Origin of the sequence: Streptomyces sp. NPDC019531, from assembly GCF_044903305.1 — a bacterium.
Lineage (GTDB): Bacteria > Actinomycetota > Actinomycetes > Streptomycetales > Streptomycetaceae > Streptomyces.
Genome location: NZ_JBJDQL010000007.1, coordinates 84,415 through 101,760 on the forward strand (window position 1 = coordinate 84,415; position 17,346 = coordinate 101,760).

General features: G+C 71.9%; 21 protein-coding genes. 8 read left to right on the forward strand and 13 right to left on the reverse strand.

Annotated elements, in window-relative coordinates:
* Positions 1-35: 35 nt before the first annotated feature.
* The 8 genes from ACI2L1_RS11435 to rpmG all read right to left on the reverse strand — a co-directional run bounded on the left by ACI2L1_RS11435 (position 36) and on the right by rpmG (position 3,536).
* Entirely contained in the window at positions 36-278 is a 243-nt protein-coding gene (locus ACI2L1_RS11435; protein WP_362672134.1) for a DUF397 domain-containing protein, read from the reverse strand.
* 148 nt (positions 279-426) lie between these two features.
* Entirely contained in the window at positions 427-888 is a 462-nt protein-coding gene (locus tag ACI2L1_RS11440) for an SRPBCC domain-containing protein (RefSeq protein ID WP_404739092.1), read from the reverse strand.
* Positions 885-1,253 carry a helix-turn-helix transcriptional regulator gene (locus tag ACI2L1_RS11445; RefSeq protein WP_057612402.1) on the reverse strand — a complete coding sequence of 123 codons (369 nt, stop codon included), beginning with the start codon at positions 1,251-1,253 and terminating at the stop codon, positions 885-887. Before ACI2L1_RS11445 ends, ACI2L1_RS11440 begins: the two co-directional genes overlap by 4 nt.
* A gap of 10 nt (positions 1,254-1,263) precedes the next feature.
* Entirely contained in the window at positions 1,264-1,635 is a 372-nt protein-coding gene (locus tag ACI2L1_RS11450; RefSeq protein WP_404739093.1) for a VOC family protein, read from the reverse strand.
* A gap of 65 nt (positions 1,636-1,700) precedes the next feature.
* Complete coding sequence (rpsR, locus tag ACI2L1_RS11455) at positions 1,701-1,934, reverse strand: 30S ribosomal protein S18 (RefSeq protein WP_404739094.1); 234 nt, start codon at positions 1,932-1,934, stop codon at positions 1,701-1,703.
* A gap of 5 nt (positions 1,935-1,939) precedes the next feature.
* Complete coding sequence (locus tag ACI2L1_RS11460) at positions 1,940-3,118, reverse strand: CobW family GTP-binding protein (RefSeq protein ID WP_404739095.1); 1,179 nt, start codon at positions 3,116-3,118, stop codon at positions 1,940-1,942.
* Complete coding sequence (locus ACI2L1_RS11465; protein ID WP_404739096.1) at positions 3,118-3,366, reverse strand: type B 50S ribosomal protein L31; 249 nt, start codon at positions 3,364-3,366, stop codon at positions 3,118-3,120. Before ACI2L1_RS11465 ends, ACI2L1_RS11460 begins: the two co-directional genes overlap by 1 nt.
* A gap of 5 nt (positions 3,367-3,371) precedes the next feature.
* Positions 3,372-3,536: a 50S ribosomal protein L33 gene (gene rpmG, locus ACI2L1_RS11470; RefSeq protein WP_404739097.1), complete on the reverse strand. Its 165-nt coding sequence runs from the start codon at positions 3,534-3,536 to the stop codon at positions 3,372-3,374.
* A gap of 62 nt (positions 3,537-3,598) precedes the next feature.
* Between rpmG and rpmB the strand changes: the two genes are divergently transcribed.
* The 4 genes from rpmB (at position 3,599) to ACI2L1_RS11490 (ending at position 5,343) form a co-directional block, all read left to right on the forward strand.
* A complete protein-coding gene (gene rpmB, locus ACI2L1_RS11475; protein WP_404739098.1) occupies positions 3,599-3,835 on the forward strand; it encodes a 50S ribosomal protein L28 in 237 nt (78 codons plus the stop codon).
* Positions 3,836-3,847: 12 nt separating this feature from the next.
* The gene (gene rpsN, locus ACI2L1_RS11480) at positions 3,848-4,153 is read left to right on the forward strand and encodes a 30S ribosomal protein S14 (protein WP_404739099.1); all 306 of its coding nucleotides are present in this window, start codon (positions 3,848-3,850) and stop codon (positions 4,151-4,153) included.
* A gap of 67 nt (positions 4,154-4,220) precedes the next feature.
* Positions 4,221-4,730, forward strand: a complete 510-nt coding sequence (locus tag ACI2L1_RS11485) for a hypothetical protein (RefSeq protein WP_404739100.1) — start codon at positions 4,221-4,223, stop codon at positions 4,728-4,730.
* 88 nt (positions 4,731-4,818) lie between these two features.
* A complete protein-coding gene (locus tag ACI2L1_RS11490; RefSeq protein ID WP_404739101.1) occupies positions 4,819-5,343 on the forward strand; it encodes a DUF4232 domain-containing protein in 525 nt (174 codons plus the stop codon).
* On the opposite strand, the gene ACI2L1_RS11495 is transcribed toward ACI2L1_RS11490, so the two are convergent.
* A complete protein-coding gene (locus ACI2L1_RS11495) occupies positions 5,324-6,376 on the reverse strand; it encodes a DUF2786 domain-containing protein (protein WP_404739267.1) in 1,053 nt (350 codons plus the stop codon). The two genes, ACI2L1_RS11490 and ACI2L1_RS11495, sit on opposite strands and share 20 nt — an antisense overlap.
* A gap of 258 nt (positions 6,377-6,634) precedes the next feature.
* Here ACI2L1_RS11495 and ACI2L1_RS11500 point away from each other — a divergent pair, with 258 nt between their 5' ends.
* The 3 genes from ACI2L1_RS11500 (at position 6,635) to ACI2L1_RS11510 (ending at position 9,810) form a co-directional block, all read left to right on the forward strand.
* Positions 6,635-7,261 (forward strand): LysE family translocator, encoded by a 627-nt coding sequence (locus ACI2L1_RS11500; RefSeq protein ID WP_404739102.1) that lies wholly within the window; start codon positions 6,635-6,637, stop codon positions 7,259-7,261.
* Positions 7,262-7,310: 49 nt separating this feature from the next.
* A complete protein-coding gene (locus tag ACI2L1_RS11505; RefSeq protein WP_404739103.1) occupies positions 7,311-8,045 on the forward strand; it encodes a Clp protease N-terminal domain-containing protein in 735 nt (244 codons plus the stop codon).
* A 70-nt stretch (positions 8,046-8,115) separates the two neighbouring features.
* On the forward strand, positions 8,116-9,810 hold the full coding sequence (locus ACI2L1_RS11510; RefSeq protein WP_404739104.1) for a bifunctional 3'-5' exonuclease/DNA polymerase: 1,695 nt from the start codon (positions 8,116-8,118) through the stop codon (positions 9,808-9,810).
* Here the strand turns inward: ACI2L1_RS11510 and ACI2L1_RS11515 are convergent, their stop codons facing one another.
* Together ACI2L1_RS11515 and ACI2L1_RS11520 are read right to left on the reverse strand one after the other, a co-directional pair.
* The gene (locus ACI2L1_RS11515) at positions 9,811-13,293 is read right to left on the reverse strand and encodes a BTAD domain-containing putative transcriptional regulator (protein WP_404739105.1); all 3,483 of its coding nucleotides are present in this window, start codon (positions 13,291-13,293) and stop codon (positions 9,811-9,813) included.
* Between the two features lie 390 nt (positions 13,294-13,683).
* Complete coding sequence (locus ACI2L1_RS11520) at positions 13,684-14,577, reverse strand: glycosyltransferase family 2 protein (RefSeq protein ID WP_404739106.1); 894 nt, start codon at positions 14,575-14,577, stop codon at positions 13,684-13,686.
* Between the two features lie 324 nt (positions 14,578-14,901).
* On the opposite strand from ACI2L1_RS11520, the gene ACI2L1_RS11525 reads away from it, so the two are divergent.
* Complete coding sequence (locus tag ACI2L1_RS11525; protein ID WP_404739107.1) at positions 14,902-16,068, forward strand: RNA-guided endonuclease InsQ/TnpB family protein; 1,167 nt, start codon at positions 14,902-14,904, stop codon at positions 16,066-16,068.
* A 184-nt stretch (positions 16,069-16,252) separates the two neighbouring features.
* On the opposite strand, the gene ACI2L1_RS11530 is transcribed toward ACI2L1_RS11525, so the two are convergent.
* Complete coding sequence (locus tag ACI2L1_RS11530; RefSeq protein ID WP_404739108.1) at positions 16,253-16,447, reverse strand: hypothetical protein; 195 nt, start codon at positions 16,445-16,447, stop codon at positions 16,253-16,255.
* 152 nt (positions 16,448-16,599) lie between these two features.
* The gene (locus ACI2L1_RS11535) at positions 16,600-17,049 is read right to left on the reverse strand and encodes a DUF5707 domain-containing protein (RefSeq protein ID WP_404739109.1); all 450 of its coding nucleotides are present in this window, start codon (positions 17,047-17,049) and stop codon (positions 16,600-16,602) included.
* Between the last annotated feature and the right edge of the window lie 297 nt (positions 17,050-17,346).

A 17,346-nucleotide genomic window follows, 5' to 3' on the forward strand; every position in this document is an offset into this window, starting at 1 on the left:
ACAGTCACCCTCGGTCGCCCTCGGGCGACCGAGGATCAGCCCGCTATCAGGTGGTCGAACTCGCCGTCCTTGATGCCGAGGAGCATCGCCTCGATCTCCGCGCGCGTGTAGACGAGCGCGGGACCGTCCGGGAAACGGGAGTTGCGAACCGCAACGCCTCCGTCCGGCAAGCGCGCGAACTCCACACAGGAGCCCTGCGAGTTGCTGTGCCGGCTCTTCTGCCAGGCCACCCCGTGCAGAGTCGTGGCCGTCATGCCGTTGTACACGTCGAGGTCCACAGGTCGCTCCCCGGTGGTGCGGTGGCCATGTGGCCAGTGATGCAGCGGTCAACTGGTCCGGATCATAGCTCTGTTCACGTGCAGATGCATGAGCAGATGCACGTGCACGCGGGGTGTTCCTGCGGTTACAGATGTGACGTGTGGGGCGCTAGATACGTTCCATCGTGTGCCCCAGAGCCCGCATCACATACGTCCGCCAGCCCCGGTCCATGATCGTCCGGGCCATCAGCTGAGCGGGGTCGTCGGGATCGAAACCCGCGTGCACTAGAAAGAGACGCGTACCGCGCCCTTCCTGTTCCACCTTCCATGTGACGGTCCAGTCCGCGGAGTTGGCCGGATCGGCGTCGGTCCACCGGAGGCTCAGCATCCGCTGCGGCTCGAACGCGAGAACCTCCACGTCGACGGTGCCGGAGAAGTTCGAGTTGGGCCGCGGGACGGAGTTCATGGTGTATCGGTGTCCGACCTCGAGCCGGAACGCCTCCGCCCCCGGCATCTGCCACTGCACGAGCAGTGCGGGCTCGGTGAGGGCCCGCCAGACCTTGGCGGGCGGGTGCGGGAAGAACTGGTCGACGCGGATGACCGTGAGGTCCTCGTCGGGTGCGTTGCTCATGTCACGTCATCGTCGGGCATACGGTCCAGCAGCGCGCCCAGGTCCTTGAGCCGGCCGCGCCAGAACCGCTCGTACGGATGGAGCCAGTCCTGCACCTCGGCGAGCGGGGCCGCCTCCAGGCGGTAGATGCGCTGTCGGCCGGAGCGCTGCTCGGAGACGAGGCCCGCCTCCCGCAGCACCCTCAGATGCTCGGACAGGCTCGGGCGCCGCATGTCGAAGTGGTCGGCCAGGGCCTGGACGGGCTGCGGCCCGCCGTCGCGCAGCAGCCGCAGCACCTCGCGGCGCACGGCGCTCGCGAGCGCGGCGAAGACGCGGTCCGCGTCGGCCTCGGTGGTCCCGGCCTCGACGGCCCCGGATGCGGTCATGCCGGCCTTCCTACTGGTGTGCCTCGGTCAGCAGCATCAGACCATTGCCGTCGGGGTCCGTGAAGGAGGCCATGCGGCCCCACGGGAGCTCGTCGGGTCCCTGTACGGGGATCCCGGCCTCCGTGAGCCGCGCACAGTCCGCGTCGACGTCGGTCGTGACCAACATGATCCCCCGGGCCGAGCCGGGCTGGAAGCCGCCCATGCCAGGACCGGAGAGCGTGAAGACGGTCTGTGCGCCCTTGGGGGCGACCTGGAGCCAGCGCCCCTGGGGCAGGTCCCGGTCTGCCGTGACGGTCAGACCGAGGACGTCGGTGTAGAAGCGCAGGGCGCGGTCCTGGTCGGAGACGGGGAGGGTGACGAAGGAGGCGTGAGTGATGGTCATACAGAGGAGAATAGGTAGGACTTCCCCTACGGGTCAACCGTAGGGGAACTCCTACCTATAGGGCCTCACCTGCTGGAGTAGGGCAGCAGTGCCATCTCACGGGCGTTCTTGATCGCACGGGCGAGCAGTCGCTGCTGCTGGGCCGACACACGGGTGACCCGGCGGCTGCGGATCTTGCCGCGGTCGGAGATGAACTTCCGCAGCAGATCGGTGTCCTTGTAGTCGATGTGCGTGATCTTGGCCTGGTCCAGCGGGTTGGGACGGTTCTTGGCGGGCTTGCGTTCGGGCTTGCGGGGCATGCGGGTCAGACCTCCAGGAGGGTGTCGAAGGCGGGAGGGAGCCGTTTCCAGGCGTCGCGCCCGGCGGCGTACTCGGTGTCGGTCAACAAGCAGGACTCCAGGAGCCGTTCGAGTCCGTCGCGGTCGAGACCGGGCGAGGTGAAGACGAGGTGCTGGCAGCAGTCGCCGTGCTCGGGGTGCCAGTCCATCGCCGCGGCCGCCCGGCGCACCGGCGGGACCATGTCCCACGCCGCGTCCGGGAGGGAGGCGAGCCAGGGGCCCGCGCTCTCCACGCACAGGGCGCCGCCGGCCGCGTCCCAGTGCAGCAGCACGTCCGGCTTGTCGGCGAGCCAGAACCGGCCCCGGCTGCGGGCGGCCGCGCAGGTGATGTCCTCCAGTGCCTCATAGAGCCGCTCGGGGTGGAAGGGGCGGCGACGGTGCCAGACGAGCGTGCAGACGCCGTGTGCGTCGGCCTCGGCGGGCAGCAGCGCGCACGCCGGGTGCTGGGCGGCCGCCGCGGACTCCACGTCGAAGCCGGCGAGGGCGGCCCGGGCGAGCGGGGAATGCGCGGACGGCCGTACCGGATAGGGGGTGCCACCCGGGTCCGTGGGCCGGTCGTCGCCGATCGGGACCTGGCGGGCCGTCGGGTGCAGCTGGGCAAGGAGTTCGCGGTCCTCCTCGTCGGCCTCCGGGGAGTCGAGGACGGCGAGGACGGGGGCGTACTCCAGCTGGCGGGCGAAGGTGTCGGCGACCGTGCGCTGGTCGGTGGCCGCGGCGGCGAGGCCGCGCTCGGCGAGGTCGTCGCCGTTGCCGAGGTACGGCAGCACGAGTGCCGGGTCGACGGCGGTGATCACGCCGGTGACCGAGAGGCCGCCGGCCGCGACCACCTCGGCCATCGCCTTGGGCTCGACGGAGTCCCACAGTTCGACGACCGCGAGCCGGAGCGTGCCGGCCGCGTCCAGGCGGCGCAGCTCCGGGACCAGGTCCTCCCGGAGCGCGCAGCAGGCGCAGTCGTTGACCAGGGGCGTCTCGCCCGCGGACAGGATGCCGGTGGCGTCGCGGATCGTCCGTGCGACGGTGCCCGCCGCGGCCGTCGCCAGGTCGTGGTGGAGGACGACACCGCCCGGCACGTCGGCGAGCAGCTGATCCACGGCCGCCTTGCGGGCGTCGGCGTGCAGCCCGCCGACGATCACGACGGAGAGCATCAGCCCTTCTTTCCGTACCGGCGCTCGAAGCGCTCCACGCGTCCGGCGGTGTCCAGCACGCGCGCGGTACCCGTGTAGAAGGGGTGGCTGACGTTCGAGATCTCGACGTCGACGACCGGGTAGGTGTTGCCGTCCTCCCACTCGACCGTCTTCTCGCTCGTCATGGTCGAGCGGGCCAGGAAGGCGTGGTTCGCGGCACGGTCGCGGAAGACGACGGGGCCGTAAGCGGGGTGGATTCCCTGGCGCATGACGATCAGCGCTCCTCTCGGAAGTCGACATGGCGGCCGGCGAGCGGGTCGTACTTCCGCAGGGTCATACGGTCCGGGTCGTTGCGGCGGTTCTTGCGGGTCACATAGGTGAAGCCGGTCCCGGCGGTGGACCGGAGCCTGATGACCGGGCGGAGTTCGTTGCGTGCCATGCTGCTATCTTACTGAAAATGAATTCCATTTACACAACCGCTTCGAGAGAGGTGCATCACCCTTGTCCGCCCATTGCATGCTGACCGGCGCCCAGCCCGGCTTCGGCAACCGCATCTCCCACTCCCACCGGCGCACTTCGCGCCGCTTCGACCCCAACATCCAGTCCAAGCGCTACTGGCTGCCCAGCGAGGGCCGGCATGTACGGCTGCGGCTGAGCACGAAGGGGATCAAGACCATCGACACGATCGGCGTCGAGGCGGCCGTGGCGCGCATCCGCGCACGCGGTGTGCGGGTCTGAGGGAGAACCGGTATGGCGAAGAAGAGCAAGGTCGCGAAGAACGAGAAGCGCCAGGAGATCGTCGCGCGGTACGCCGTGCGGCGGGCCGAGCTGAAGGAGATCATCCGCCGGCCGTCCTCCACCGAGGCCGAACGGCTCGCCGCGCAGGAGGAGTTGCGACGGCAGCCGCGGGACGCGAGCGCCACGCGCGTGCGTAACCGCGACCAGGTGGACGGGCGGCCGCGCGGCTACTTCCGGGCCTTCGGACTCTCCCGGGTGGGTCTGCGGGAGCAGGCGCACGCGGGATATCTGCCAGGTGTCCGCAAATCGTCCTGGTAGTTCTCACGGGTGGTGCTGGTAGCTTGCTGCGGTCCGTCCGGCCGACCGCTACAGCTTGGAGCTTCCAGTGACCACGGCGATCCTCTCGCGCACTGTGTCGCGTCGGCGGGCCGGGCTCGCGGCCGCGGGGTTGGTGGGCGTGCTCGTCCTGACCGCGTGCAGCGGCGGGGGCTCGGACGACGAACCGTCGCCGAGTGCCAGTACGAGCGTCTCGTCGTCGGCGTCCGCCTCGGGTTCCGCTTCCGGGGGGACCGGCGGTACGTCCTCCTCGTCCGGCGATGTGGCGGGCAGCTGGCTGGCCACCACTGGCGGCAAGGCCGTGGCGCTCCTGGTCAACGGCGAGCAGGCCGGGCTCTTCGTCACCGGCGGCACGGTGTGCAGCGGCTCCGCGAGTGCCGACGCGATCCGCCTGAAGTGCACGGACGGCAGCAAGGACCGCGCGGACGGGACGGTCGAGTCGGTCGACAAGGACACCCTCAAGGTGAACTGGGAGGGCGGCATCGGCGCCGAGACCTACACCCGGGCCGAGGGCGGTCAGCTGCCGAGCGGGTTCCCGACGGCGGCCTCCGGGTCGTAGCGGAAGGCATCGGCGGGGGCGGGCAACCGTGGTGTCCGGTCATGCGTGATGATCCATGCACCGGATCGCTCACTTCAGAGGACTTCACATGCGCGCCGCCCCCCTCACCGTCACCGCCCTCGCCGCGGCCCTGCTCCTGACCGCCTGCGACGACGGCGGTGACAAAGCCGCAGGCAGCGGTGGGGGCAGCGGTACGGCCTGCAAGATCGGCACGATGAGCGTGGAGGTCGGGCCCGCCAACGTGGCGCCGGCTGCCGGAGACAGCGGTGACGTGCCGGTCACGCTCACCAACCCGAGCGCCCCTTGCACGCTGGAGGGCTTCCCGGGCATCGACCTGTACGCCGCGAACATGTCGACGAACCTCCAGCCGACCCAGGGCGCGAAGTCCCAGAAGCTGACCCTGGCCAAGGGCGCGACCGCCACGTTCACCATCACCTACGAGCGCGGCAAGGCGGGCGGCGCGGACGTCCTGGACGCCAAGACGCTGAAGATCAGTCTGCCGGGCGCCACGACGCAGCAGAGCTACAAGTGGTCGTACGGACCGGTCCAGGGCGTGGACAGCCCCGGTGACCTCAAGGCCTCGGTCAGCGCCTTCACTCAGGCCGGTGACTGAGCCGGGGACGGTTTCCGACCTGTGCCCGGTCGGCCGCCTCGGCCCCCTCGGTCCAGCCCGCCTCGTCGTTGACGCCGCGTAGGCGGGTCGTGGTGGTCTCCGGGAACATACGGTCCATGCGGTCGGTGACGGCGACCTCGCGCGAGGCCAGGACCGGGAGCAGGTCGTCGGTCACCGGGGCCTTGGCGGCGGCCCGCAGACGGTCACCGACGCGGTGGGCGTAGGCCGCGAGGAAGGACTGCCGGAAGGTCTTGGTGCGTTTGCGGCCGCCCGCCCGCTGGGCCGCCTCCGCCTTCGCCATCGCGGACTGCGCCTGCACGAGCAGCGAGGTGTACAGCAGCTCGACCGACTCCAGGTCGGCCTCGAAGCCCACGACCGTGGAGAAGGCGAGCGGTTCGTTCCACACGGCCCGGCAGTGGTTGGCGGTGGCGACCGCGTCCAGCAGCACCGCCTTGGCCTGCTCGTACGGCGGCTCGACCCCGATCCGGCAGGCGCCGGGGGCGTCCTTCGCGGGCGCCTGCGCGTCCAGCAGGGCCTCGTCGACACTGTGCCGGGCCATCAGCTCCTGCGCCTTCGCGGTGAGCGCCTCCGCCTCCTCCGGGTAGCCGGTCGCCTCCGCCTTGGCGAGCAGGGCCCGGATCCGGCCCAGCATGCGGGCGTCGCCCCGGTGCCCCCGCCGGGGTTCCTCCAGCGGTTCCAGCGCGGGCAGGCGCAGCAGCAGGCGGTACAGCTCCAGTACGGCGGTGGAGTGCGTGAAGCGGTCGAGGCGGGGGGCGTTCTCGTCGGACTCCTCCAGCTGGGCGAGCTGGGCGGCCCAGCGGCGACCGCGCGGGCGGTCGTCAGGGGACTGCGCTCGGATCAGGGCCGTGGCGAGGCGCACGTGCGGGTCGTCCAGTTCGCGTCGCACGATCCGTACGACATCGGCGGGCTGCCAGCCGCGGCGCCAGGCCTGGGCCACGAACTCGGCGCCGCGCCGGGCCAGTTCGGTGTCCGTCGCGGGGTCGGCGGCGAGGAGGGAGGCGCCGGTGTCCAGCGCGGCGTCGTCGTCGGCGTAGAGGGCGGTCCGGAGGGCGCGGTCGACGGTGGCGGTCGGGGTGTTGTCGGTGCTGCCGCGCTTGGTGCCGCTCTGGGCGCCGGTCTTGTCGCTGTTCTTGTCGCCGCCCTTGCGGCTGTTATTGTCGCCGCCCTTGCCGCTGTTCGTACGGGCGTTCTTACTGCTGCTCACGGGGCGATCGTCTCACTCCTCGAAAATCGGTCGCCCACGCGCGCGTGCCGCTCCCAGCATGGCGGCATGGTGGACATGTCTCTCTACGCGGCCTTCCTCGTCGCCGCCTTCGCGCTCTGTGTCACTCCCGGTCCCGACATGATGTTCATCGTGGCGATGGGCGGCCGGGGCGGCCCCGCCGCGGGCGTGATGGCGGCGCTCGGGGTGGCCTCGGCGATGTTCGTGCACACGGTGGCCGCGGCTCTCGGTCTGTCCGCGCTGTTCCAGTCCCTGCCGACGCTGTACCACGTGCTGCGCTGGGCGGGCGCGGCCTATCTGTTGTACCTCGCGGTGAAGGCGTTCCGGGACCGCTCGGTGCCGGGTGAGGACGGGTCGCCGGCCGGTCCCGGGATGCGGCGGGCCTTCTGGCAGGGGGCCGTCACCAACCTTCTGAACCCCAAGGTGATCCTGTTCAACGTGGCGTTCCTGCCCCAGTTCGTGGCGCCCGACAAGGGTCATGTGTGGGGGCAGTTCCTGGTGCTCGGGCTCACGATCACCGTCATGGGGGTGCTGGTGGACGGCCTGACCGGACTGCTCTCCGGGAAGCTCTCCGCGCTGCTGCGCCGCAGCCGGCGGGTGGCGCGGGGGCTGAACATCTTCAGCGGGTCGGTGTTCACGGGGCTGGCGGTGCGGTTGGTGGCCTCGCCGAAGTAGAGGCAACCTTTGGTTGACACCCCGTCACTGTCAACCTAGGGTTGACACTATGACGACGAACCCCAACATCACGTCATCCGTACGGCTCGACGACCTCATCACGGCCATCAAGAAGGTCCATGTCGAGCCCCTCGACCAGCTCCAGGACGCGGTGATCGCCGCCGATCACCTCGGGGAGGTGGCAGACCATCTGATCGGCCACTTCGTGGACCAGGCCCGGCGTTCGGGCGCCTCCTGGACGGACATCGGCAGGAGCATGGGGGTGACCCGGCAGGCGGCGCAGAAGCGGTTCGTGCCGAAGGAGTCGACGGACCTGGCCGCCGACCAGGGCTTCAGCCGGTACACCACACGGGCCCGCAACGTGGTGATGGCGGCCCACAACGCGGCCATCACCGCCCGCAACCCCGAGGGCCGCCCCGAGCACCTCGTCCTCGGCCTGCTCGCCGAACCGGAGGGTCTGGCCGCCAAGGCGCTCGTGGCCCAGGACGTCACCCTCGACGCGGTGCGCCGGGCCGCGACCGACGCGCTGCCGCCCGCCGCCGACGAGGTCCCGGAGCTCGTCCCCTACGGCTCCGACGCCAAGAAGGTCCTGGAACTCACCTTCCGCGAGGCGCTGCGCCTCGGCCACAACTACATCGGCACCGAGCACATCCTGCTGGCCCTGCTGGAGTTCGAGGACGGGACGGGGGTCCTGTCGGGGCTCGGCGTGGAGAAGGGGCCGGTGGAGGGGGCCGTCGCGAAGGAGCTGGAGGGGTATGTGAAGTCTCAGGGGGAGCAGGGCTGAGGAGGGTCGCTCCGGCGCTGGGCGCTGTTCGGAATGCCCGTTGTCAGACCCCCCTGTCACACTCGCAACCATGACCGATCGCTGGGCTCTCGCTCCGGCCGAGGACGGTGGCGTGGAGCTCGCCGCCCTCGGCCCGGACGGGCTGCCCGTCGGGCCGGTGCGGCGGGAGGCGGATCTGGCCGAGGCCGTGCGGGGGCGGCCCGAGGTGGCGCGATGGGTGTGGCGGTCCACCGCCGAGGTCTACCCGCGGCTGCTCGCCGCGGGGGTGCGGGTGGAGCGGTGCTACGACGTCGAGGACGCCGAGACCCTCCTGCTCGGCCACGCGGGGCGATACGGCGAACCCCGTTCGGCGGCCGCCGCCCTGGCCCGGCTGCGCGGCGGCCCGGTCCCGCCGGACCCGCCCCAGCGTGCCGCCGAACCGGGCTCGCAGTCATCGCTGTTCGAACCGCAGAGGGTCCACGTCCCGCTGGCCGACCTGGTCGAGGTCTACGCCGACCAGCAGCGACGGCACGACACCACCGCGCACCCCGACCGGATGCGGCTGCTGACCGCCGCCGAGTCGGCGGGGATGCTGGTGGCCGCCGAGATGAACCGCGCCGGGCTGCCGTGGAGCGCCGAGACCCACCGCCGGGTGCTGCACGAACTGCTCGGCGAGCGGTACGCCGGCGGCGGCGAGCCCCGGCGCCTCGCCGAACTGGCCGACGAGGTGTCCGAGGCCTTCGGGCGCCGGGTGCGGCCCGATCTGCCCGCCGATGTCGTCAAGGCGTTCGCGCAGGCCGGGATCAAGGTGAAGTCGACCCGGCGATGGGAGATCGAGTCCCTCGACCACCCGGCCGTGAAGCCCCTGATCGAGTACAAGAAGCTGTACCGCATCTGGGTCGCCCACGGCTGGTCCTGGCTCCAGGACTGGGTGCGGGACGGGCGGTTCCGGCCCGAGTTCATGGCGCACGGGACGGTCACGGGACGCTGGGTCACCAACGGCGGGGGCGCCCTGCAGATCCCCAAGGTGATCCGCCGTGCCGTGGTCGCCGACCCCGGCTGGCGGCTCGTCGTCGCCGACGCCGACCAGATGGAGCCGCGCGTCCTGGCGGCGATCTCCCGCGACCCCGGGCTGATGGAGGTGGCGGGCCGGGAGAGCGACCTGTACCAGTCGGTCTCCGAGCGGGCCTTCTCCGGCGACCGCGCCCAGGCCAAGCTCGCCGTCCTCGGCGCGGTCTACGGCCAGACCTCCGGCGACGGCCTCAAGAACCTCGCCGCGCTCAGACGCCGCTTCCCGAGAGCGGTGGCGTACGTCGACGACGCGGCCCGTGCGGGTGAGGAGGGGCGGCTCGTGCGGACCTGGCTGGGGCGGACGTGTCCGCCGGCGGTGGGGGCGGGTGACTCCGGGGAGGAGGCGGGGATGCCTCAGGACGAGCCGGCCGGGCAACCTGCTTCCGGTGAGGACGGCTGGGTGCCCGGGTACGCCTCCACCAACACCCGCGCCCGCGGCCGGTTCGCGCGGAACTTCGTGGTGCAGGGCAGTGCCGCCGACTGGGCCCTGCTGCTGCTCGCCGCGCTCCGGCAGGCCTGCGCGGGGATGGCGGCCGAACTGGTCTTCTTCCAGCACGACGAGGTGATCGTGCACTGTCCCGAGGAGGAGACCGAGGCGGTGGTGGCGGCGATCAGGCAGGCGTCGGCTCTGGCCGGGCGGCTGACGTTCGGTGAGACGCCGGTGCGGTTTCCGTTCACGACGGCCGTGGTGGAGTGCTATGCCGACGCGAAGTGATCACCGTAAGCCCGAGTCGTCGAGCAGGGCGAGGAGTTCCTGGAGGACCGTCTTCTCGTCCGTGCCGTCCAGCGCGTCCAGAGCGGCCCGCCACTGCTCGTACGCCTCCTCGGTCCTCCCCCGCTCGCGCAGCAGGAGTCCGTGCTGGTGGCGGGCGAGGGCGCCGGTGTAGCGGTCGGCGCGGGCGTCCGCGCGGCGCAGCAGTTCCGCGCACTCGGCGGCGGCGCGTTCCCCGTGGCCGATCAGGCGGAGCGCGCGGACCAGGCCGAGGCGGCTCTGCGACTCGCCGTGCCAGTCGCCGGGACTGCCGAGGATGCGCAGGCTCTCCTCGAAGTGCGCCATGGCGGCGGCCGGTTCGCCGAGGGTGAGGTGGGCATGGCCGATGTTGCAGTGCGCCGAGTGCCGGACGACCACGCTGCCGGTCTCCTCGCCGATGGCGAGCGAGCGGCGGTGCTGCTCGATGGCGGCGCGGGGGTCGGTGTGCTCGTACAGGTTGCCCAGGTTGCTGTGGGTGACGGCCTCGCCGAAGGGGTCGTTCAACTGCCGTGAGTAGGCGAGGCTCTGCCGCAGTGCCTCGCCCGACTCGGCGTACCGGCCCAGGCCTTCGAGCAGCAGGCCCCGGTTGTTGAGGCAGCGGCGGATCCAGGAGTCCGTGCCGAGCCGCCGCCAGATCTCCAGGGCCCGGTCGTTCAGGGCCAGGGCCTCGCCGTGCCGGCCGGTCAGGAAGTGCAGCCCCGCGAGGTCGCCCAGGGCGCATGCCTCGGCCTCCTCGTCACCGAGCCGCCGTGCCACCACGAGGGCGGCCCGGCCGAGGGCCTCCGTCTCGGCGACCCGGCCGCTGCGCTGCAGGAAGGGGGAGAGCAGGCGCAGCAGGGTGGAGACATGGGCGGCGGTGCGCTCGTCGGGGGTGTCCGCGTGCCGTTCGGCCAGGACGACGATGTTCTCCAGCTCCGACTCGCACCAGGCAAAGGCCTTCTCCGAGGACGGGAACGGGGAAATGGCCAGTACGTGCGCCGCGTGTTCCGGCGGCTGTGCGGCGGTCGGGCGGCGGCGGTCGTCCAGGTCGAGGCCGGGTTCGACGATCGCGGTCAGGGCGCGTTCGGCGACGGCCGCGTACCAGCGCAGGGCGGTGCGGGTGATGTCTGGGGCGTGGCCGGTGCCCGCGAGTTCGCGGGCGAAGTCGCGGACCAGGCCGTGGGGGGCGTAGCGGCCGTACGCCGTCTCCTCCAGGAGGGCGACGTCGACGAGGCGGTCGAGGGCGTCCTCGGCGCGGGTCTCGTCGGTGCTGTCGGTGCCGAGGAGGCGGGCGACGAGGGGGACGCCGTAGGTGGGCAGGTCGAGGGCGCCGATGCGGCACAGGGCGAGCGCGGCGTCGCGGTCGGAGCGGCGGCCGGAGGCGGCGAGGGCGTCGTGGGCGACGGCCAGGGAGCGGCGGACGGAGAGGTCGTCGTACTCCAGGTGCCGCAAACGGTCCTCGGTGGCGGCGAGTTGGTCGGCGAGGACGTCGGGGGTGAGGGCGTGCCGGGCGGCGAGACGGGCGGCCACGACGCGGAGGGCCAGGGGAAGGCGGCCGGTGAGTTCTATCAGGGGGTGGGTGGCGTCTATGGGGGTGGCGGAAGGGGTGTGGCCGTCCCTGCCGTCCCTGCCGTCCCGGCCCGACACCGCGCGCAGCAACTCCGCGCTCTCCTCCGCCGAGAGGGGGGTGAGCGGGAAGCGGTGGGCGTCGTCGAGGGCGGTCAGGGGGGAGCGGCTGGTGACGATGACCGCGCAGCCGTCGCCGGCCGGCAGCAGCGGGCGTACCTGGGCGGCGCTCGCGGCGTCGTCCAGCACCATGAGCGTGCGGGTGGGCGCGAGGAGCGAGCGCAGCAACGCGGCCGCCGCGTCCGGGTGTTCGGGGATGCGGCGCGGGTCGGCGCCGAGGTCGCGGAGCAGGGCGGTGAGGGCCTGGGCCGGGGTGAGGGGGGTCATTCCCGGGCCGGCGCCCTGGAGGTTGACGTAGAGCTGGCCGTCGGGAAAACGTTCCCGCAGCTCATGGGCGACATGGAGCGCGAGTGCGCTCTTGCCGACGCCGGCCATGCCGCTGATGACGCCGATGGAGGCGCCGCCGCCGAGGGTGAGGACACGGTGGAGGTCGTCGCGGGTGCTGGTGCGGCCGGTGAAGTGGCCGGGGGGTGGGGGGAGTTGGGCGGGGCTGGGCAGCGGGAGGGAGGCGGGGGTTGGTGCCTCGGTGTGGGGCTCCTGGGTGTGGGGGTGGCGTGCCGGGGTGTGCGGGTGCGGCGCCTGGACGTTGGAGTGGGGCGCCCGGGTACGAGGAGATGTGTCTTCGCGCGTAGCGTCTGCGGGGAGCGCACCGGGAGAGGCTGTGCTGCCCGCCTCGCGTGCCTCGTCGGCGTCAACGGCCTCCCCCGGGCCGGCTGTTGCGCTCACCCGGCCGAAGTGGTCCGCTTCGTCGGCCGGACCGGTCTCGCCTTCCGCCTGCCCTGCCCGGAGGTGCCGGCGCCCGTCGGACGCCGACTGGCCGGACGCGTCGGCCCGAACGGCGTCCTCGCCCGAGTCGGCCCCGTCGGCCCGAACAGCGTCGGGGCCCTGACCGGTCCCACCCGGTCGGCCGGCTCCGGCAGCCCGCCCGGGCCTGGGGGCCTGACCGACCCCCGGCCCCGCTCCCCCGCGCAGTACTTCCACATGTGCCTCGCGGACCGCGGGTCCCGGCTCCACGCCGAGTTCCTCGACGAGGCGGGTGCGGAGGTCGCGGTGGACGGCGAGGGCCTCGGCGTGGCGGCCGCTGCGGTGGAGGGCGAGCATCAGCTGGCGGTGGTAGGACTCGCGGAGCGGGTGTTCGGCGGCCAGCGCGGAGAGTTCCGGAACGAGGGCGTCCGGTCGGGTGGGCGCGAGGGCGAGCTCGGCGTCGTAGCGCCACTCCAGGAGGAGCAGTCGGGCCTCCTCCAGGCGCTGCACCAGCGCGTATCCGGCGAGTTCGGAGGGGACGCCGCTGAGCGGCGCGCCCCGCCAGAGGGTGAGGGCGGCCGCGCACGCGTGGACGGTCTCGGTCCAGTTCCCGTCGGTGTGCGCGCCGCGGGCGCGGGCGGCGTGGGACTCGAAGACCTGGACGTCGAGTTCGCCGGGCGCCACGTGCAGCACATAGCCGGGGGCCACCGCCCGCAGCCGGTCGGGGTCGTCGAGCAGCCGGCGCAGCCGGGAGACGTGGTTGTGCAGGGAGGCCTTGGCCGAGGCCGGCGGGGTGCCGCCCCACAGCGCGTCCTTGAGGGCCTCGGCGGAGACGACCCGGCCGGCTTCGAGGAGCAGCGCGGCCAGCAGGATCCGCAGCTTGCGGCTTCCGACGACGCGTGCACCGGCGCCGCCCTGACCGTCGGCACCGCCGTGACCGCCGTGACCGCCGTGACCGCCGTGACCGCCGTGACCGCCGTACAGGATCGGCGGCCCGAGCAGTCCGAACCGCAGCCCCGACTGCGATCCGCGCCCCATCACGTCGCCCACTTCTGGCGGATTTCCGCCCTCGTCACGGCGGTTTCCCGCCAGCCATCCGACGCCGGCCACTGCCGGAGTCCGCTGCCGTCCCGCGGTTCCACACCGCCGGTCCCCCGTCGGCGCCGTCGACTTCACGCCAAGCGGCGAACAACAAAACGTAGATGCGATGGCCACATGTTAGCGATTTGTTGGCGCAACCTGATGTGATCACTACATCGGATCTGGCCCGAGGGTGCGCGCGCACGACGCGCGGCTCGGGGGAGTGTCGCCGTCGCGGCCGGGTCCGGGGACGCGAGAGGGTTCCGGTCGGTGGAGGTGAGCGACCGGGGCCCTCGTCCTGTTCTCGGGGCCGTTGGGTCTCGGAGCCTGTCCTCGGGGCGATGGATCTCAGATGACGGGCGGGCGCCCCAGCCGGGCGAGTCGCCACACCGTCCGCCAGCGCATCGGGCGGCGTTCGCCGGCCGGTTCCCGCAGGCCCTCGACGAACCCGGCGAGCCAGGCGCGCAGCCCGCTTCCCGACCGGGTCCGCAGCAGGGTGAGCGCCGTCCACACGCCGAGGTGGACGGGGATGAGGGGCAGGGGCAGCCGGCGGCGGACCAGCCAGACGCGGTTGCGGGCGTTGACCCGGTAGTAGACGGCGTGCCGGGCGGGCGAGGTCTTCGGGTGCTGGAGCAGCAGTTCGGGGGCGTACAGGATGCGCCAGCCGCGGTCGACGGCGCGCCAGGCCAGATCGATCTCCTCGTGGGCGAAGAAGAACTCGGCGGGCCAGTCCCCGGTTTCGGCGAGCATGGACATGCGAAAGGCGTGGCCGCCGCCCAGGAATCCGGTGACGTATCCGCCGCGCATCGCGTCGGAGGCGCCGACGCGGGGTACGTGCCGCTGCTGCGTCTCGCCGTTCTCGTCCGCGATGCGGAAACCGACGATGCCGAGGCGCTCGTCGGCCGTGAACAACTCCTGTACGCGGCGCAGCACATCAGGGTCCACGAGCAGTCCGTCGTCATCGAGTTCCACCACGACGTCCACGTCGCCGAAGTCCCGCAGCCGGGCGAGCGCCACGTTGCGTCCGCCGGGGCAGCCGAGGTTCTCCTCGACGTCGAGGGCGGTGACCTCGCCGGGCAGGGAGAGCCGCTCGGCGAACTCGGGCAGCCGGCAGCCGTTGCCGACGATCACGATCCGGGCCGGGGCGATGTCCTGCTTGGCGACGGACCGCAACAGCTCGTCGACCTCCTCGGGCCGGTTCCCCATGGTCACCACGGCGACGGCGATCCTCGGCGCGCTCATGTCCCCACCTCGTCCCCATCCGCCCGTCGTCCCATCAGCCCGTCGTCCCGTCAGCCCGTCATCCCGACGGGCATCAACCGGCGCGATACTAGCCGTTCACCTGATTCTTGCGAGGAGGCCCTGGCGTTCACGCCGGGGAGGTATCGCACCCCGCATCCGCGACGCGGAGCGTCGCCGCACCAGAATTCCCGCGGGCGCGGAGCGCCTGTCATGGCTGCCCGACGGAATCGGGGAATGCGAACACGCGGGCGAATGGTCACCGGTCATGGTGAACGGGCGGGATACGGGGCACGCATGTCGGATCGTCGCACTAACGTCGGGGTCATGAAGCTGGTGGTGCAGGTGAAGCTGCTGCCGACGCCCGAGCAGGCGGCGGCACTTGAGGCGACCCTGCACGCCTGTAACCAGGCCGCCGACCACGCCTCGACCATCGCGTACGAGAGCGGGGTGCACAGCCGCAATGACCTGCAAAAGGCTGTCTATGCGGAGTTGAAGGCGCGGTTTCGGCTGTCCGCTCAGCCAGCGGTGCGGGCGGTGAAGAAGGTCGTCGACGCCTACACCACACTGCGCGCCAACTTGAAGGCCGGGAACCTGGGCCCAGCCGGCTCGAAACGGCACCGCAAGGCGGTCGGCTCGCCGATCACCTTCCGGCCGCTGGCCGCCCAGCCCTTCGACGACCGTTGCCTGTCCTGGCAGTACGACGCCCGCACCGTCTCCATCTGGACCGTGACAGGGCGGCTGCGCGGCATCGCCTTCGCCGCCTCACCGGATCAGTTGAAAACCCTGACCGCGCACCGCAAGGGTGAGAGTGATCTGCTGTTCCGGGGCGGGAAGTGGTTCCTGGTCGCCACCTGCGAGGTTCCCGAACCCGACGCGTATGAGCCGGTCGACTTCATCGGGGTGGACCGCGGCATCGTCAACCTCGCCACCACCAGCGACGACACCAACTACCAAGGACGGCGCCTGTCACGCTACCGGCGCTGGCAGGCCCGCAAACGCGCCGAACTCCAGGCCAAGCAGACCCGTTCGGCGAATCGCCGTCTGGCCCGCCGGGCCAAGAAGGAGCAGCGTCACGCCACCCACACGAACCATGTGATCAGCAAGGAGATCGTTGCCGTCGCGCAACGCACCGGTCGCGGGATCGCCGTCGAAGCACTTGACGGGATCCGCGAGCGGGTACGGCTACGCCGCGACCAGCGGGCAACGCTCTCCTCCTGGCCCTTCCACCAGCTCGGACATCACCTCGCATACAAGGCCCGCCGGGCCGGGGTGCCGTTCCTTGAGGTGGATGCGGCCTACACCTCGCAGCGCTGTCCGCGCTGCGGACACACCGAGAAGGCCAACCGGCCCACTCGGGACCACTTCTCCTGTCGTTGGTGCGGCCTCGGTGGGCCGGCCGACCTCGTCGCCGGGGTCAACGTGCGCGACCGCGCACGCTCGGCGTGGGCATTCGTCACCATGCCCGTCGCTCCAGCGCCCACCCGGGCCTGAAGCGAGATGCGACCCGTGACCGTCCTGCCGTAGGGGACAGTCGGGAGCGCGACAAGGCGTGATCGGCCGAGCCGTACAAGTCGGCCGTTCACGGCCGAGAAGGTGACGGTAAGGACTTCTCAGATATGGGGATGTGTCGGCGGGGTGGACGGGGGGTGGAGTAGCGGAAGGTGCCCCGAACCGGCTACCGAACCACCCGCGCGAGCAGTGTGGCGAGATCGGCGAGGAACTGGAGCCAGGGCCGGGCCTGCTCGGCCCGGCGTCCGAACCGTCTGCGCCAGGCCCCGGGCCGGACGTCCTCCCGGCGCTGGATCGCCCTGTCCCGTACGCGCCGTAAGGACAGGGTGCGGCTCGTTCCGATGCGCTTGCGTCGCCTCATGTCGGGACGTTAGCCGGGCCGCGACCGGTGGCGCAGGGCAGCGGACCGCCAAAGCGGGCGGGCGTTTATTGGTGGTAACCCGTAAACAACCGCCCGCCCGGGGGGCCGGAGCGTGTACGGCGGCGGCGCCCGGCCCCGCCCGCGCCGGGAGGTCAGCGCTTGATGTCGAAGGTGGCGGCGCTGGGCACGAACTTCTTGTCGCCGTCCTTGGCCGTCGCCAGCACCGAGACGTGCCAGGTGCCCTCGGCCAGGTCGGCGGCTTCCGCCTCGGTGACCTTCGGGGTGTAGGTGCAGCGGGACGTCTCGTCGGAGATGCGCTCGCACTTGGCGCTCTCCACCGACCGCATCTCCGCCTCGGTCGGGTCGGGCTTCGAACTGGCGGGCCAGGCAAGGACCTTGAGGCCGACGACGCCGGAGTTGTCGCTGACGTCCGCGGTGAAGGTGAACTTGCCGTCCTTGCCGCCCGCCGGGGCGGCGTAATGGGCCGAGCCCTTCTCCACGGTCAGCTCCGTGGCGGCGGAGGCGATGGCGAGACCCCCGGCGGTGATGCCGCCGACCGCGGCGACGGCGACGAGGGACGAGATGAGAACGCGCTTGGACATGACAGATCCCCGTGATTCGTTGCTGGGTGAGTACGCGGTGAGACACCGCTGGCGGAGGCGGTGCCGGACCGGCCTCTCGATGTGATCGAGCCTATGGCCGGGCTCCTCGCCCGGTCCTCGCGCCGAAGGACGATTGCCGCATGGAACCGGAGATGGAGAGCGCCCGACGATCGCCCACCCACCGTGCGTCTGCAACCAAGGTAAGAGAGCCGAATCCGCCTCCAGCGGGAGCCGGGGCGCCCCTCCGCCGCCCTAGCCTTGATCCGCCATGACTCTCATGCCCTTCATGCCCATCAC